At 52.3% G+C, this 16,285-nt stretch carries 17 protein-coding genes and 1 pseudogene; 14 read left to right on the forward strand and 4 right to left on the reverse strand.

What is annotated here, in order from left to right; genetic code table 11:
• The first annotated feature begins 1 nt into the window (after nucleotide 1).
• The 10 genes from B5D50_RS15645 to B5D50_RS15690 all read left to right on the forward strand — a co-directional run bounded on the left by B5D50_RS15645 (nucleotide 2) and on the right by B5D50_RS15690 (nucleotide 9,516).
• Complete coding sequence (locus B5D50_RS15645) at nucleotides 2-1,042, forward strand: NAD(P)/FAD-dependent oxidoreductase (protein WP_078923587.1); 1,041 nt, start codon at nucleotides 2-4, stop codon at nucleotides 1,040-1,042.
• Nucleotides 1,039-2,430, forward strand: coding sequence for an aldehyde dehydrogenase family protein (locus B5D50_RS15650; RefSeq protein ID WP_078923588.1), 1,392 nt, complete (start codon nucleotides 1,039-1,041; stop codon nucleotides 2,428-2,430). Before B5D50_RS15645 ends, B5D50_RS15650 begins: the two co-directional genes overlap by 4 nt.
• Before the next feature lie 8 nt (nucleotides 2,431-2,438).
• Nucleotides 2,439-3,743 (forward strand): aspartate aminotransferase family protein, encoded by a 1,305-nt coding sequence (locus B5D50_RS15655; protein WP_078923589.1) that lies wholly within the window; start codon nucleotides 2,439-2,441, stop codon nucleotides 3,741-3,743.
• Nucleotides 3,736-4,056 carry a 2Fe-2S iron-sulfur cluster-binding family protein gene (locus tag B5D50_RS15660; protein ID WP_078923590.1) on the forward strand — a complete coding sequence of 107 codons (321 nt, stop codon included), beginning with the start codon at nucleotides 3,736-3,738 and terminating at the stop codon, nucleotides 4,054-4,056. Before B5D50_RS15655 ends, B5D50_RS15660 begins: the two co-directional genes overlap by 8 nt.
• 5 nt (nucleotides 4,057-4,061) lie before the next feature.
• The gene (gene speB / locus B5D50_RS15665; RefSeq protein ID WP_078923634.1) at nucleotides 4,062-5,009 is read left to right on the forward strand and encodes an agmatinase; all 948 of its coding nucleotides are present in this window, start codon (nucleotides 4,062-4,064) and stop codon (nucleotides 5,007-5,009) included.
• A gap of 14 nt (nucleotides 5,010-5,023) precedes the next feature.
• The gene (locus B5D50_RS15670) at nucleotides 5,024-6,250 is read left to right on the forward strand and encodes a cytochrome P450 (RefSeq protein WP_078923591.1); all 1,227 of its coding nucleotides are present in this window, start codon (nucleotides 5,024-5,026) and stop codon (nucleotides 6,248-6,250) included.
• Nucleotides 6,247-7,053, forward strand: coding sequence for a coniferyl-alcohol dehydrogenase (locus B5D50_RS15675; protein WP_078923592.1), 807 nt, complete (start codon nucleotides 6,247-6,249; stop codon nucleotides 7,051-7,053). The genes B5D50_RS15670 and B5D50_RS15675 overlap by 4 nt, the downstream gene beginning before the upstream one ends.
• A gap of 7 nt (nucleotides 7,054-7,060) precedes the next feature.
• Complete coding sequence (locus B5D50_RS15680) at nucleotides 7,061-8,440, forward strand: acyclic terpene utilization AtuA family protein (RefSeq protein WP_078923593.1); 1,380 nt, start codon at nucleotides 7,061-7,063, stop codon at nucleotides 8,438-8,440.
• Nucleotides 8,437-8,754, forward strand: a complete 318-nt coding sequence (locus B5D50_RS15685; RefSeq protein ID WP_078923594.1) for a DUF4387 domain-containing protein — start codon at nucleotides 8,437-8,439, stop codon at nucleotides 8,752-8,754. Before B5D50_RS15680 ends, B5D50_RS15685 begins: the two co-directional genes overlap by 4 nt.
• A 111-nt stretch (nucleotides 8,755-8,865) precedes the next feature.
• Nucleotides 8,866-9,516: a TetR/AcrR family transcriptional regulator gene (locus B5D50_RS15690; protein WP_078923595.1), complete on the forward strand. Its 651-nt coding sequence runs from the start codon at nucleotides 8,866-8,868 to the stop codon at nucleotides 9,514-9,516.
• Between the two features lie 132 nt (nucleotides 9,517-9,648).
• On the opposite strand, the pseudogene B5D50_RS20200 reads toward B5D50_RS15690, so the two are convergent.
• The 4 genes and pseudogenes from B5D50_RS20200 to B5D50_RS15705 all read right to left on the reverse strand — a co-directional run.
• Nucleotides 9,649-10,161: pseudogene (locus tag B5D50_RS20200) on the reverse strand (IS1 family transposase); the annotation flags it as partial.
• Nucleotides 10,110-10,337 carry an IS1/IS1595 family N-terminal zinc-binding domain-containing protein gene (locus B5D50_RS20875; protein WP_407701256.1) on the reverse strand — a complete coding sequence of 76 codons (228 nt, stop codon included), beginning with the start codon at nucleotides 10,335-10,337 and terminating at the stop codon, nucleotides 10,110-10,112. The gene B5D50_RS20875 and the pseudogene B5D50_RS20200, both read right to left, overlap by 52 nt.
• 132 nt (nucleotides 10,338-10,469) lie before the next feature.
• Entirely contained in the window at nucleotides 10,470-11,441 is a 972-nt protein-coding gene (locus tag B5D50_RS15700) for a PaaX family transcriptional regulator (protein ID WP_078923597.1), read from the reverse strand.
• Nucleotides 11,442-11,444: 3 nt separating this feature from the next.
• A complete protein-coding gene (locus B5D50_RS15705; protein WP_078923598.1) occupies nucleotides 11,445-12,056 on the reverse strand; it encodes a phenylacetic acid degradation protein PaaY in 612 nt (203 codons plus the stop codon).
• 166 nt (nucleotides 12,057-12,222) lie between these two features.
• On the opposite strand from B5D50_RS15705, the gene paaZ reads away from it, so the two are divergent.
• The 4 genes from paaZ to paaC are packed head-to-tail and all read left to right on the forward strand — an operon-like array spanning nucleotide 12,223 to nucleotide 16,284.
• Nucleotides 12,223-14,265 carry a phenylacetic acid degradation bifunctional protein PaaZ gene (gene paaZ, locus B5D50_RS15710; protein ID WP_078923599.1) on the forward strand — a complete coding sequence of 681 codons (2,043 nt, stop codon included), beginning with the start codon at nucleotides 12,223-12,225 and terminating at the stop codon, nucleotides 14,263-14,265.
• Nucleotides 14,262-15,209 carry a 1,2-phenylacetyl-CoA epoxidase subunit PaaA gene (gene paaA / locus B5D50_RS15715; RefSeq protein ID WP_078923600.1) on the forward strand — a complete coding sequence of 316 codons (948 nt, stop codon included), beginning with the start codon at nucleotides 14,262-14,264 and terminating at the stop codon, nucleotides 15,207-15,209. Before paaZ ends, paaA begins: the two co-directional genes overlap by 4 nt.
• 12 nt (nucleotides 15,210-15,221) lie before the next feature.
• Nucleotides 15,222-15,509, forward strand: coding sequence for a 1,2-phenylacetyl-CoA epoxidase subunit PaaB (gene paaB, locus B5D50_RS15720; RefSeq protein WP_078923601.1), 288 nt, complete (start codon nucleotides 15,222-15,224; stop codon nucleotides 15,507-15,509).
• 4 nt (nucleotides 15,510-15,513) lie between these two features.
• Nucleotides 15,514-16,284, forward strand: coding sequence for a 1,2-phenylacetyl-CoA epoxidase subunit PaaC (gene paaC / locus B5D50_RS15725; RefSeq protein ID WP_234975900.1), 771 nt, complete (start codon nucleotides 15,514-15,516; stop codon nucleotides 16,282-16,284).
• Nucleotide 16,285 lies beyond the last annotated feature (1 nt).

The following is a 16,285-nucleotide window of genomic DNA, read 5'->3' on the forward strand; positions in this document are numbered from 1 at the left end:
CTTGCGTTCAGCGGAGGTTCTGGCAGCGCAAGAGATCAGTTTACGACTGGGCACGAAGGTGACGGGGATCGACAGGGCAAGTCACACTGTTTTGACGGATATAGAGTCGCTCCACTATGACCGTCTGGTTTTTGCCACTGGGACTCGTCCGCGTGCGTTAGTCTTACCGGGTGCTGATCTGACGGGGCTTTATACACTGCGCGGAATCGAGGATGCGGATGCATTGGGCACAGCCCTGCAAGCTGCACACAATGTTGTCATCATTGGGGGTGGATTCATTGGCTTGGAGGTTGCCGCCACCGCCCGCACCAAGGGTCTGAGTGCAACAGTCATTGAGGCAGCGCCCCGCGTGATGGCACGCGCTGTTGCACCCGAGGTATCAAGATGGTTCGAGGCCATGCATCGTAGTATGGGAACACAGGTGCTTACAGGTGCAGGCGTTTCGGCAATCGAAGGGACAGTACGAGTCGAAGCCGTAATCTTGTCTGATGGTTCGCGCCTGTTGGCTGATCTGGTACTGGTAGGCATTGGCGCGGTGCCGAACGCGGAATTGGCTCTTGCTGCCGGTCTGCCTTGCCCGAACGGAATAGAAGTCGATGCCCAAGGGCGTACCTCTGACCCTGACATCTTTGCGGTGGGTGATTGTGCGTTACACCCTAACCCTTATGCAGGCGGACTGTTCCGATTGGAGAGTGTGCAGAACGCTATCGATCAGGCCAAAGTCGTAGCAGCAGCATTACTGGGTGAGACCGTGGCTTATAATGCTGTGCCGTGGTTCTGGTCTGATCAGGGTAATGTAAAACTGCAAACCACTGGATTGCCGATCAACCCTGATTCCCACGTGTTGCGCGGTAATCCAACAGAGGGTCGGTTCACTGTTTTTCATATTAGGGACGGCGTAATCATTGCGGCAGACAGTGTGAACATGCCTGCCGATCACATGTATGCCCGTCGCCTTGTTGCTGCGCGAGCCACTGTTGCACCTACTACTCTCGCCGATCTCGGCATTCCACTGAAATCTCTGCTTGAGGCTACGCCATGAATCAAACCCTTTCCGTTCACTCCCCTTGGGATGGCCACTTACTAGATACGCTGCCTGTCTCGACCGAGGATGAAGTTGAGAAGGCTTTTGCCACGGCACAGGCATTATTCCGCGACCGCAAGAGTTGGCTACCAAAGATTGAGCGGGTCGCCATTCTGCGTCGCGCTGCTGCCATCGCTCGCAGTCGGCGCGATTCGCTGGCTTTACAAGTCGCCAGCGAATCGGGCAAACCCCTGCGCGATGCGCTGATCGAGATTGATCGGGGTATAGATGGGATCGAGCTGTGTGTGGAAACTCTCCGTGCAGAAGCTGGTCATGTCATACCGATGGACTTTAATGCCACTTCGGCAGGTCGTATCGCCTTTACGCAGAGGGAGCCTATCGGTGTAGTCTTGGCACTGGCTGCTTTTAATCACCCGTTCAATCTGGTGATCCATCAGGTTGCACCTGCTGTTGCGGCTGGAGCACCGGTAATCGTGAAGCCATCCCCCAAGACACCGTTGTCGTGCAAAGCAGTTGTGGATATTTTCCATGAAGCTGGGCTGCCACAGGGTTGGGCGCAGATGGTTCTCCCTCTTGAAGTGGATGTAATTGGTCGTATGGTCAGTGATTCGCGTGTGGCTTTCCTAAGTTTTATAGGGTCTGCCGCTGTGGGTTGGAAACTTCGGTCTATGCTGGCACCGGGCGCACGCTGTGCCCTAGAGCATGGTGGGGTTGCGCCAGTGATCGTAGCTGAGGATGCGGATCTGGAACAAGCCATCCCGCGCATTGGTCGGGCGGGGTTCTGGCACGCAGGACAGGCATGTGTTTCCGTTCAGCGCATCTTTTGTGCGCAGTCAATTCTTGAGGATCTGACGGCAGGGCTTTCGGGAGTCGCCGACCGAATGCTCATCGGCGATCCGACTAAACCCGAAACCGAGGTCGGCCCGCTGATTACCACTGCTGAGGCTGACCGAATCGCATCGTGGGTTGATGCTTCGGGTGGGCGTATTGCCACAGGGGGCAAACGCCTGTCGCCTTCCACCTATGCCAACACCGTGCTGGTGAATCCTGACCCGATGGCTGATGTTTCGCGGCGTGAGGTCTTTGGCCCGGTCGTATGTCTGTACCCTTACGACGACATCAACGCGGCTATTGCCACGGCAAACGACCTGCCATTTTCGTTCCAGGCCGCCGTGTTCAGTCGCAATATCGACACCGCCATGCACTGCTTCCGCCACCTTGATGGCACGGCAATCATGGTTAACGAACATCCACTGTTCCGGGTAGACTGGATGCCTTTTGCAGGCGCACGCCAGTCGGGGCTCGGGGTCGGCGGAATCCCACACTCCATCCGCGATATGCAGACCGAGAAGATGATGGTCTGGCGTTCGGATGCATTGAATTGAGGTCAAACATGACGGAAACGCTTCTTAACCGCCGCAAGGCAGCCATTCCTGCCGGAGCTGCTACTTCCCATCCGTTCTTCGTTGATCGTGCTGAAGGATCGGAGTTGTGGGACACGGACGGCAAGCATTATGTCGATTTCGTTGCCGGTATTGCGGTGATGAACGTCGGCCACCGCCATCCGCGTGTCATGGCGGCTATTGCCGCGCAGATGGATCGCTATGCTCATGTCGCTTGGCCTGTCCAGCACTATGAGCCTTATGTTGCCGTCTGCGAACGATTGAACGCTGTGGCTCCTATCAATGATGCGGTATCCTTTCTGGTTAACACGGGAGCCGAGGCGACCGAGAATGCTGTCAAGATTGCACGCCTAGCGACGGGTCGATCTGGAATCATTGCCTTCACCGGCTCATTTCACGGTCGTACCAATCTGGCGTTATCGCTGACCGGCAAGGTTGCACCGTTGCGGGCAAGCTATCCGCATTTCCAGCCCGGTATTTTCCACATCCCCTTCCCGATACCTGATCACGGCACCAGCGAGGAAGAGTCCTTGCGTGCACTCGATCACCTCTTCCGTGCTTCGATTTCGCCCGATCAGGTGGCGGCTATCCTAGTGGAGCCGGTGCAGGGCGAAGGTGGCTATTACATGGCTCCCCCAGCTTTCTTGCAGAAAATTCAACAGATTTGCTCCGATCACGGCATCCTGTTCATCGCCGATGAAATCCAGTCTGGCTTCGGTCGCACCGGCAAATTCTTTGCCATCGAGCACTCAGGAGTAGAACCTGACCTGATCCCGGTCGCGAAGGGCATCGGTGGCGGTCTGCCGCTGGCGGGGGTGATCGGTAAACGTTCAGTGATGGACAAGGTGATGCCAGGATCATTAGGTGGCACCTTTGCGGGCAATCCGCTGGCCTGTGCCGCATCGTTGGCGGTGTTCGATATTATCCGCGACGAAGGGTTGCTTGATCGTGCTACTGCGATTGGGCAGCACTTGACGACGGCTCTGGCCCGTATCACAGCACGCACCGATGTGCCGCCAATAGGTGCTGTGCGTGGACTCGGTGCAATGGTGGCCTTCGAGGTATTCAAGACCGAAGACCACAGCGTACCTGATTCTGATACAACCAAGACTATCGCAACCAGAGCTGCGGCGGAAGGATTACTCGTATTGCCTTGTGGGTATTGGGGTAACACAATCCGCATTGCCCCGCCGCTGACCACAACGGATAAGCTGCTAGACGAAGGGCTTAACCGGCTTACACGCGCCCTGACGGGTTTGTACTCGAACACGATAAGGAAAGAGAACCATGCCTAAGATAACTTTCATTCGCGCCGATGGTAGCCAGCAAGTGCTGGATGGTGCCGTGGGTCAATCGGTCATGCAACTGGCGACTGCACATGGCATCTCCGAGATCGAGGCCGATTGCGGTGGTGCCTGCGCCTGCGCCACCTTCCATGTTATCGTCGAACCTGATTGGGCGGGTCGCCTGCCACCACAAGGTGTAATGGAGGCCGATATGATTACGTTCGCGGCTGGGGTTACACCGACCAGTCGCCTGTCCTGCCAGTTGACGATCACAGACAACATGGATGGGCTGATTCTACATCTTCCCACTCAGCAGGTATGATAAGGATGACTTACAATCAACCTCTTGGTGGCAATGAAATGCCACGCTTCGGCGGAACACCCACGATGATGCGCCTGCCCGAGGCGAAGACAGCAGAGGGACTGGACGCCTGTTTCATTGGAGTACCCATCGACATTGGCGCTTCTTGGCGGGCGGGTACCCGTTTTGGCCCGCGCGCGATTCGGTCTGAAAGCTGCCTGCTGCGCCCTTTCAACGTGGCGACCGGAGCTGCACCCTTTGCCAGCCTCCAGGTGGCTGATATAGGCGATGTCGCAATCAATACGTTCAATCTTCCCGATGCTTGCCGCCGTATCCGCGAGGCTTATGTGGAGATACTACGTCACCCCGTGCGTCCGATTACACTGGGCGGGGATCATTCGATCACTTATCCAATCCTTCAGGCCATTGCTGCCAAGCATGGCCCAGTGGCACTGGTTCACCTTGATGCTCATGCGGATGTCAGCGACACCATGTTCGGTGAAAAAATCGCTCATGGCACCACCTTTCGTCGCGCCCATGAGGAGGCCCTGATCCATCCTGAGTTAACCTTCCAAATCGGTCTACGCGGCACTGGCTATTCGCCCGATGACTTCAACTGGTCGCGCCGTCAGGGCTTCACCGTGGTGCCCGCTGATGACCTTTGGGGCAAACATCTGACAACGTTGATCGACAGTATTAGGGGAAAAATCGGCGATGTGCCGACCTATTTTTCCTTCGACATTGATGCGCTAGACCCCTCCGTCGCCCCAGGCACCGGCACACCAGAGATTGGCGGACTAACGACATGGCAGGCGATGCAACTGATCCGGGGCTGTCGCGGGCTAAACATTATCGGCTGCGATGTTGTCGAAGTCTCTCCCTCCTACGACCTGTCTGGAAACACTGCGCTGACCGCTGCGAACCTCGCGTTCGAGCTTTTGTGCGTCATGCCTGGTGTTAAGTACAGTGTTTAATAGGAGGCTCAAACATGGATGCAACTAAAATCAACCTCACTGACCCAGCTTTCTGGCAGGGTCCGGTTAACTTTGAAGCCTTCGCCACTCTGCGTCGCGATCTGCCTATCAGTTGGCATGATTTCTGCGAAGGACCAGAGCATGGAATGACGGGGTTTTGGGCGCTTACCCGCTATGATGATATTGTCACAGTCAGCCAGAACTCCAGCTTGTTCCGCAATCAGCCTTCAACCTATATCGGCGACCAGTCCGAGGAAGAGGCGCAACACGAAGGCTGGTTTCTGAATATGGATGGGCCACGGCATTTCATGCTGCGATCGGTGGTGCAGAAAATCCTGTCGCCGAAAGGCGTGGAACGCTACCGCGCCAATGCCGAAGCCCATGCTACCGCGCTGGTGCTGGCAGCCAAGGAAAAGGGCGAGGTCGATTTCGCCACCGACGTAGCTCAACCTTACCCTGTGGCAGTGATCTGCGATTTCCTTGGTGCGCCGCCGTCTGACCGCAAGCATATGCATTACCTGACCCAACATGCACTGGCGGGTGATGCCCCAGAGCTGGGTGGCCCCGCATCAGTAGCCTCGTATTTCAAGGAGTTAAACGACTACGGCACAGCTTTGGCGCGTGAGCGTCGCCGCTCCCCAAAAGACGATTTTGTGTCTTACCTGCACACGGTTGAAGTGGATGGACGTAGATTTACCGATGAAGAAATTGGTGTCCAGTTCCAGCTTCTGGTGACTGCGGGCATGGAGACCACGGGCACGGTTGGCACTCACATGATGAGGCTTTTCATGGAAAATCCAGACCAGATGGCACTGTGGGCCACCGATCCTGATGGTCTGGCGGCAGGTGCCGTGGAAGAGATGGTTAGATTGATAACTCCCGTTATGCATATGCGTCGCACAGCCGCCGAAGATACTGAGATCGCTGGTCAGAAAATCGCAGCAGGCGACAAAGTGGTCATGTGGTTTATCTCCGGCAACCGGGACGAGACCAAGTTCCAGCATCCCGACCACTTCCACATCCAGCGTAACCCTAATCCGCATATGGGCTTTGGTGGTGGTGGGCGGCATACCTGCCTTGGAGCACATTTGGCGAGGATGGAGCTTCCGATTCTTGCCAAGCTCACGCTGAAACATTTGAGCAGACCAGAACCAGCAGGCGAACCGGTTTACGTCGCTTCGCGCTTTGCCAATGGCATGTTGTCGCTGCCAGTGCGATTTAACCAAGGAGTACGGACATGACCCATGCTGGAAAAACCTATGTCTTGACAGGCGTATCTTCAGGTGTTGGCGCGGCAGTTGCCGCAGATCTCTTGTCACGAGGCGCGAGGGTTGTCGGGATTGACCGGGTAGAACCGAAGAGCGAGCTGTCCATTTTCCACCGCTGTGACTTGACAGATCCCACACAAATTGACACCACGGTTGCGGCAATTGCCGAACCGCTTGACGGACTGGTGAACATTGCAGGCGTACCGGGGTCGTTGCCTGTCGAGACAGTCATCAAGGTAAACTACCTTGCTCTACGGCGGCTTACAGAAACGTTATTGCCACGGCTGAACGACTTCGGCTCAGTGGTGAACGTAGCATCGACCGCTGGAGCAAACTGGCGCTCCCGGGCTGATCTTGTGCGCTCACTCATTGCGATCGATGGCTGGGAGGCTGGGCTTGAGCATTTCATCGGTCTCGGCTTCAATTCCGTGGCGGCATATGATGCATCTAAAGAAGCAGTGATTCTCTACTCCATGCTGGTTTCCAGTCGCGAGCGACATCGTGGGATTCGAGTCAATACTGTCAGCCCAGGTGCGGTACAAACCCCGATTCTAGCTACTTTTTACGATACAATGGGCACAGAGTTGCTCAGCCGATTACGCACGCAAGCAGGTGGTCGTGATGCAAGACCTGAAGAAATTGCAGGTCCAGTAGCATTTCTTCTATCACGTGATGCGCAATGGGTGAACGGCATCGACATCATCGCCGACGGCGGGGCTGAAGTTAGCCTGACGCTTGAAGGTCTCGCAAGCCCTGCCAAAACACTGATGTTCTGAGGTAACTATGTCCACTTTGCCCCCGATCCGCGTCCTGTCGCCAACTGCGATTTTGGGTTATGGCTTCCCAACCGCTTCGTTTGAGGCAGGACTTGCGCTAAACCCTGATGTCATCGCCGTCGATGCAGGGTCAAGTGACCCTGGCCCCTATTATCTTGGGGCTGGTATATCCTTTACCGATCGGGCTGCGGTCAAGCGCGACCTACGTTATATGCTTGTTGCTGGACGCGCACGAGGTATTCCTGTGCTTGTAGGGAGTGCGGGTGGTGCAGGTGCTCGGCCACATCTTGACTGGACGGTACAGATCATCCGTGAAATCGCTCACGAAGAAGGACTTAAAGGGCGTCTTGCCGTGATCCCGTCCGACATGGATAAAGCACCACTGATGGCAGCATTGGCTTCAGGAGATCTGGTGGTGTTGCCTCCAGGCGAACCAGCGATGCCTGCGGATATTGAGAGGTCGACTCATATCGTTGCCCAGATCGGGGAAGAGCCGCTAATCGCCGCCTTGCAAGCTGGAGCAGATGTCGTAGTGGCGGGTCGCTGTTATGACCCGTCAGTCTTTGCCGCTGTGCCAATTCTACGCGGCTATCCACGTGGGCTAGCACTGCATATGGGAAAGATCCTCGAATGTGCGGCTATTGCCTCGATACCAGGATCAGGATCAGACTGTATGATGGGTACTCTGGATGAGGTGGGGTTCGTGCTTGAGACGATGAACTCAGCTCGCATCTGCACGGTGACATCGGTCGCCGCGCACACGCTTTATGAAAAATCCGACCCTTATCACTTGCCTGGCCCTGGCGGCGCACTGAACCTGCGCATGGCAGGTTTTGAACAGATTGACGCCGTCCGGGTTCGGGTGACAGGAAGTGTGTTCGAGCCTTCAGAGGGGTACTTCGTCAAGTTGGAGGCGGCGCGGATCGTGGGCTATCGCACCGTGTCGATCGCGGGCGTGCGGTCACCTGATTTCATCGCGCAGATTGACGACATCCTTGCTGGAGTAAGGACTCGTGTATTCGACAATTTTCCCGAAATGCAGGCTGGCAGCGCGAACCTTATTTTTCGAGTCTATGGGCGCGACGGAGTTATGGGCGCGTTGGAACCCGAACGTGAGCGACTGCCGCATGAGCTGGGTATCATCATTGAGGCGGTAGCTGACACGCAAGACCAAGCAAACACAATTTGTTCCTTTGCCCGGTCTACGATGCTGCATTTTGGTTATCCGGGACGTGTTTCGACCGCTGGAAACCTTGCGTTTCCTTACTCACCTTCCGACTTCAAAGCAGGCGCTGTCTATGGCTTCAGTCTCTATCACCTTCTCAGGGTGCAGGATCCCGCCGCCGCCTTCCCCTTCCATATGTCCAATCTGGAGGATTCAGCATGACCCGTCTTATCGATGTGGCTTCAGTGATTCGATCCAAAAACGCAGGCCCCTATGAGTTGACACTGGATGTTATCTTCAAGGATCGATTTTGGTATGAACAAGCCCTGCGGGAAAATCTGATCAACCCAGTCTTGATCTCGCGACTTTACAATGTGCCCGAAGTGGACGTTCTGGGCATTGTTGCCTTTGAACCCGCGAATGCTATTAAGGCGACGATTCGCCGCCCTATGGTATCGGGTGCCATCGGCGAAACCGATGTCTATGGCGCACAGCAACATGCTCCGCTGCTGGCTCTGACACTAGGCTCAGCATGACTTGGCAGCGAAAGTGCTGATTTGAATCGCTAGGGTACAGCTACACAGGTCTAGACCTCATCCAATTTCTGGTTTATTTTGGTACTACAGTTATTTGATAAAGGTTTTATTATGCCGAAAATCGTGAATCACGATGAACGTCGGATGGATGTTGTACGCGCGATCGTTAAGGTTTTGGGCAAGAGTGGGCTTGAGGGAGCTACGGTGCGTAACATCGCACGAGAAGGTGGCTTTTCAAGCGGTGTTATTGCTCACTACTTCGCAAACAAAGACGATATGGTGCGCTTTGCATTCGAGTTCGTTGCTGACAGAGTGTTTCATAGGATCGATAACCGCCTCAAGCAGGCAACAGGGGTAGATCGGGTGCGTGTTATCCTAGAAGAGCATATACCTATCCGCAAGCAGGATGAGGAAATTGCAGTTTCATTGGCTTTCTGGGAAATGGCGTTGCACGACCGGGAATTTCGTGTGCTGTTTCAAGACAAATATCGGCGATGGCGCGATTACCTCAGGCTGGAGCTTAGACAACTTCTCCCTGACCTGACTCCAGATAAATTGGATAGGCGCGTCGACCTCGCAGTCGCAATGGCCGATGGGCTTATTGTGACTTTTTCTTTGGATAGTTTGAGTTGTCGGCAAATAGATTGCCACGCCATCTTTGACGATATGTTGTCTATCCTCGGTCTTGATGTTTATTGCTCTCCCTCTAAAACCGGACACATTAAGCTGCAAGAACTTGAGTCTCAAAGTCGACTAAACTGAGATAGTCCAATGTTGTACTTCAGATCGAAGGCTGCGGGGAGTTTGACACAATTGTGCTATGCCATTGAGCATTTCCCCCCCAGAAGAATCTTTTCGTGCCAGATTCAGGTCTTTCTGATGCAGGGTCGTGATTTAGATAAGTTGAAAGAACTCCCTGTTGATGAAATCGCCGATCACCTTGTCATGCATGTCGATCGACTTTGAGAAGCAGATGGTCTTGCGTTGCAGACGCTTGATACGAGTACGGACGTTGAGGTTCTGGCTTTCAATGCTTTGGGTGAGCTTCTGGGTGACTAGGTGTTTGTCTTCCGGCAACAGCCGGTCATAGGCTCCCCAGTCATTGGTGCAGAGCCGGCGAAAGTTGAAGTCCTTCACGCTATCCAGCAGGGCTTTCAGTGTGCTATCGGCGCGTGACCCAAACGCATAGGCGAATACTCGTTTAAAATGAGGCGACCAAGCATACCATGACCAGCGTGGTTGTGACTTGTTGCCCACATACAACCACTGTTCATCCATCTCGCATACTCTTTCTGCCCCGTTTTGTAGCTGACCTCGTTGAAGGGGATGGGTGAGATGGTCGGTGCGGCGAGTTTTTAAGTGGGCAATGACGGTGGTGATGCTGATCCCCAACACCCGTCCGGTATCCGTACACCCGAGCCATTTATCGCCATCTCGCTAATCTTGTCGGTCACGCCAAGCTTGTTGGCTTCATACCGATACTCCAGCTGGAAACAGTGGTGGCAATCACAGCAGCGGTAGCGTTGGAGGCCACTACGGGCTTTACCATGACGATAGACCCACTCACCTTGGCAGAACCGGATATTTCACCTGAATGCTTGCCATCAGAACCTCACAGGAAAAAAATCCTCCTCTTACTGCAAGTCCGACTTCAACTCATCTAAATATCATGACCAACTATTCGATCACTAGAAAACTAGCATTTTGGCAGTACACTAAACAGCCACTCGCTTAAACCGCTGGTAATACGCCTTTGGCGGCTCAGCAAACGCCCCCTGCTCACACTCACTCACCTGCTTAAAATACTGGTCAGCAAAGGGCGCAATCACCCCATAAAGCTGCGCACTAATCCGCCGTGCTTGTTGGCTCGCTGAATCAGACTCGACTAATTCTTTTGGCAATTCCGGCTCACGCAATAAAATCCGCCGGTATTTATGAATCAATAGAATTTTAATTAAAAAACATAACTCAGAATCAGGTTCGGTAGTTTTTAAAGCGGCGGCTAATACAGGCGAAAACTGCTGATTAAACTCAGCGTATTCATCGTCTAAAGCTTGCGTATTAAAGCATTGTCGAATTAAGCGATTCGCAATGGGTACATTATCCGGCTCCGGCGTGACTGCTTGTAGAATGGCGACATGCTCTTCGATTTGCAATTCTTTGATTAAAGCACTGACTTCCGCTAAGTCAGCGGTCGGATGGGCAAAGATACCTGTCGTGATATGAGTGAACCCAAGCCAAAACAATTCCTTGCGTAATTGCTCGCGCTGTTCAGGTACTAGTTCGCCTAAAAGCGTAATGACTAAGCGCCATTGGCCATCCCAACTGGCTAAATCCGGTGCATAAATCCGGCTAGCTGCACTTGAGAATTGCCGCAAACCTTTATCAGTTAAGGAGTAAAAACTACGCCGCCCGATTTGCCGAGATTTGAGAATCTTCTTTTCAGACAGACGAAATACACAAGTGCGTACTAAGCGCTCATTCACACCGAGGGGTTTGACTAGCTTGATTAAACTTCCAAGCCAAATCGACCCCCCATGTGGGCAGATCGTATCACCATAGATCGTCACAATCAGCGAATTAGCATGGATCGGTGAAGTTTGAATAAACTGCTCAATCAGTGCTTGTGCAGCTTGATTGAAGGCATGCTCTGTACATGTTTTGGGTTGTCGAGCAAGATTAGTCACGTGTCAACCAGAGTCCTGTTGTTTTATTTGATAAAGGGGTGCAAGGCCATCGGCATCAATGCGGGGGCGATTAGCTTCAATTTCAGTTAACGGCGTGGTTTCGACCAAAGTTTGCATACTCCGCACCGCAAGTTGCTGATAGGAGCGTGTACCCTCTTCTTTCCAGCCAATTTCGGCAGCACTTAACTCACGAATCACCCGAGCAGGCGTTCCCGCGACTAAACTCCGTGCAGGCACTTGCATATTCGCTTTCACAAAACTCATCGCCGCCACGATCGCTGAATGCCCAATCACGGCCCCATCCATAATCACACTATTCATACCAACCAGTGCATTTTCACCGACTTCACAACCGTGTAATACGGCACCGTGACCAATATGCCCGTTTTTGCGCACCACTGTATCCGTACCGGGGAAGCCATGCATCACGCAAGTATCTTGTAAATTAGAACCTTCTTCTAATACTAAACGCCCAAAATCACCGCGTAAAACCGCATTCGGCCCAACATAGCAGCCCGCAGCGACAATCACATCGCCAATCAAAACCGCCGTGGGATGAATATAAGTATCAGAATGCACCACGGGGCGAATTCCATTGATGGCATAATAAGGCATGCATTACTCCTCCAAAATATGATTCAAGCTTAGTATGACGGCAGGTTTTGCGTCTACTCTTTAGCCCTTAGTAAAGCATAAAGTGATACAACAAAAAATACTTTGACTATGATTTTGTATCATATTACTATCCGCAGCATCTGATAACCGAGTGGAGAGCTTGGATATGAAATTGCAAAGTTATGCCTTGGGGGAATGGTATACCGCCTCAACAGCAGGTCTTATTCTCAAACATGCGATTAATGGCCAAGATTTTGCTGAAATTAGCAGTGACGGTCTTGATTTCCAAGCAGTGCTTGAATATGCACGTCAAGTCGGTGGCTCTAACTTACGCAAATATACTTTCCATCAACGTGCTTTAATGCTCAAAGCTCTCGGCAACTATTTAATTGAGCGCAAAGAACAACTCTACACCTGCTCAAAAGCGACCGGTGCAACTCGCACCGACTCATGGATTGATATTGAAGGTGGCATTAGCACTATGCTGGTGTTCGCCAGCAAAGGTCGCCGCGAACTACCGAATAGCAATGTGTATCTCGATGGTGGGCAAGAGCAAATCTCGCGCAATGGCAGTTTCACCGCCCAACATATCTATACCCCGATCATGGGTGTAGCGGTGCAAATCAATGCCTTCAACTTCCCTTGCTGGGGTATGTTGGAAAAATTAGCGCCTACGATCCTCGCCGGCGTACCCAGTATCGTTAAACCAGCCAGCCAAACCGCGTATTTAACCGAGCTGCTGGTAAAAATGATTATCGAATCAAAAATCTTACCCGCAGGTGCTTTGCAGCTGGTTTGCGGCAGCACGGGTAATTTATTAGCGCATTTAACCTGCCAAGATGCGATCAGTTTCACAGGCTCAGCATGGACCGGGCAAAAGCTGAAACAGCATCCGAATATCATCGCTAACTCTGTGCGTTTCTATATGGAAGCGGACTCCTTAAACTGCTCAATTTTAGGCAGTGATGTGCAACCGGGTACACCAACCTTTGATTTGTATATCAAAGAAGTGGTGCGCGAAATGACCGTGAAAGCGGGTCAAAAATGCACTGCAATTCGCCGCTCGATTGTGCCTACAGATCGCTTAGAAGCGGTAGCCGCCGCTTTAAAAGAGCGTTTAAGCAAAATTCAAGTCGGTGATCCTGATCAAGAAGGCGTAAAAATGGGTGCTTTGGCGGGTTTAGAGCAACGCGCCGATGTTCGTGAGCGGATCGCTGAATTAGCCAAGCAAAACGAGATTTTATTCGGTGACATGCATCATGTGAATGTACTTGGTGCTAACAATGACACGGGGGCTTTTCTCTCACCGATGGTGCTGGCTTGCAAAGATGCCCGCAACACCAATGCACATGATGTAGAAGCGTTCGGCCCAGTTACCACTTTAATTCCTTACAGCAGCGATGAAGAAGCCGTGGAATTAGCGGCCTTAGGTAAAGGCAGCTTAGTCGCTTCAGTCGCTACCGCAAATAAAGTCGTCGCCCGGAATTTAGCCCTAGGCATTGCACCCTATCATGGTCGGGTGTTGGTGCTAGATGAAAAATGCGCGAAAGAATCGACTGGGCATGGTTCACCCTTAGCCCATTTGATTCATGGTGGCCCTGGGCGGGCAGGCGGCAGCGAAGAAATGGGCGGCGTGCGCGGCGTGAAGCATTATATGCAACGTACCGCCGTACAAGGTTCGCCGGATATGCTCACTGCGGTGGCGGGCGTGTGGATGCAAGGGGCTGAACGCAATGTCGATGGCGTGCATCCCTTCCGCAAAACCTTTGATGAATTAGAAGTTGGTGATGCAGTAATCACGGAGCAACGCACGATTAGCCTTGCGGACATTGAAGCCTTCGCGGAACTTAGCGGTGATAAATTCTACGCGCACATGGACCAAGCGGCTGCACAACGCAATCCGTTCTTTGAAGATCGCGTCGCGCATGGCTATTTCTTAGTATCTTTAGCGGCAGGCTTATTCGTTGACCCGAGTGAAGGCCCCGTGCTGGCAAATTATGGTTTAGATAATTTGCGCTTCTCTGCACCCGTGTATGCCGGTGATACCTTACAAGTACAATTCACCTGCAAGCAAAAAACCAATCGTGAAACCGAGAACTACGGTGAAGTGCGTTGGGATACGGCTATCGTCAACCAAGAGGGCGCACTGGTCGCTCATTATGACGTATTAACTTTGGTCGCCAAGCAACAAGGAGGCGAAACAAAATGATGACTCCCGAACAAAATTTCATGCGCAAAATCGAGGCCGAAGAAAAAATTGAGCCAAAAGATTGGATGCCAGAAGCCTATCGCCAGAATTTAATTCGACAAATTTCCCAGCATGCTCATTCTGAAGTGATCGGCATGCAACCAGAAGGCAACTGGATTACACGCGCCCCTTCACTGCGCCGCAAAGCTGTCCTGCTGTCTAAAGTCCAAGACGAAGGCGGTCATGGTTTATACCTATATAGTGCTACCGAAACTTTAGGTGTGAAGCGTGCGGATTTAATCGCAGCCATGCAGTCAGGCGAAGCCAAATATGCCTCGATCTTTAATTATCCGACCCAAACTTGGGCCGATATTGGTGCGATTGGTTGGCTGGTAGATGGTGCGGCGATTGTCAATCAAATTTCTTTGCAGCGTACCTCCTATGGCCCTTATTCACGCGCAATGATTCGGATTTGCAAGGAAGAAAGTTTCCATCAGCGCCAAGGCTATGAGCTGATGATAGCCCTCGCACATGGCAGCCCTGCACAAAAAGCAATGGCGCAAGATGCATTGAATCGCTTCTACTGGCCCGCACTGATGATGTTTGGCCCGCATGATGCAGAATCTGCTCACTCGGCCAAGTCGATGACCTGGAAGATCAAGCGTGAAACCAATGATGATTTACGCCAAAAATTTATTGATCAAACCGTGCCACAAATTGAATTTTTAGGTTTAGTGCACCCTGATCAAGACCTGAAATGGAATGCAGAGCGTGGCCATTATGACTCTGGTGAGATCGACTGGAAGGAATTCTATAACGTGATTAATGGCAATGGTCACTGTAATCGCCAGCGGGTTGAACATCATATTCGGGCGCATGAAGAAGGTGCTTGGGTACGCGATGCGATGACAGCTTATAACGCCAAGCAACGCGCCAAAACCACTGAACAACGCCAAGCCGCTTAAGGAGAGATCATAATGGCGACTGATAATCTTGAATTATATGAAGTGTTTGTAAGAGCACGGCGGGGCTTAGACCATAAACATGTCGGCAGCTTACATGCCCAAGATGCTGAGCAAGCCTTGGAGTATGCACGCGATGTGTATACCCGTCGCAGTGAAGGTGTGAGTATTTGGGTAGTACGCTCGCGGGATATTTGCGCTTCACAGGAAGATGATAGTGAAAGCTTCTATGACCCGTCCGATGATAAACCGTATCGGCATGCCACTTACTATCAGCTTCCTGAAGCTGTGAACAATATGTGAGGTCATGATGAGCGACTTCAATCTCAAAGCAGCCACCCAAGAATATGCAACCCGCTTAGGCGATGATGCGGTGGTCTTAGGCCATCGTCTTTCTGAGTGGACTAGCAATGGTCCCTTCTTGGAAGAAGACATTGCTCTTAGCAATGTAGCACTCGACTATATTGGCCGCGCACGCATGTATTACACCTACGCAGCGGAGCTAGCTGGAAACGGCAAAACTGAAGATGACTTTGCCTATACCCGCGATATGCGGGAATACCGTAATCTATTGATTCATGAGCTACCCCGTGGGGATTTTGCTTACACGATGGTGCGGCAATTATTGGTGGATGTTTTCAATACCTATTATTTGCCGGAACTGGCGAAATCTGCCGATAGTACCCTCGCGGGAATTGCCCAAAAAGCAATCAAAGAAACCCGCTATCACTTACGCCGTAGCCACGAATGGACTTTGCGCTTAGGCGATGGCACCGAAGCTAGTCATCAACGCATGCAGCGAGCGCTTGAATCACTTTGGGGGTATACCCACGAGCTATTTGATGCTGATCCACTCGAACTGCAATTAGCCGATGCAGGTATCGGTGTACATAATGCTGCTTTACGCCCTACTTGGTTAGCACAAGTCTCTGCAATTTTGACCGAAGCCACGCTCACTGTGCCGAAAGATGATTGGGCGGTGCGGGGTGGCCGTGTCGGTTATCACACTGAAAATCTCGGGCATTTGCTTAATGATATGCAGTTTTTACATCGTGCTTATCCGGGTTGTCAGTGGTAAT

The organism is Thiothrix eikelboomii (assembly GCF_900167255.1).
GTDB classification, from domain to species: Bacteria; Pseudomonadota; Gammaproteobacteria; order Thiotrichales; family Thiotrichaceae; genus Thiolinea; species Thiolinea eikelboomii.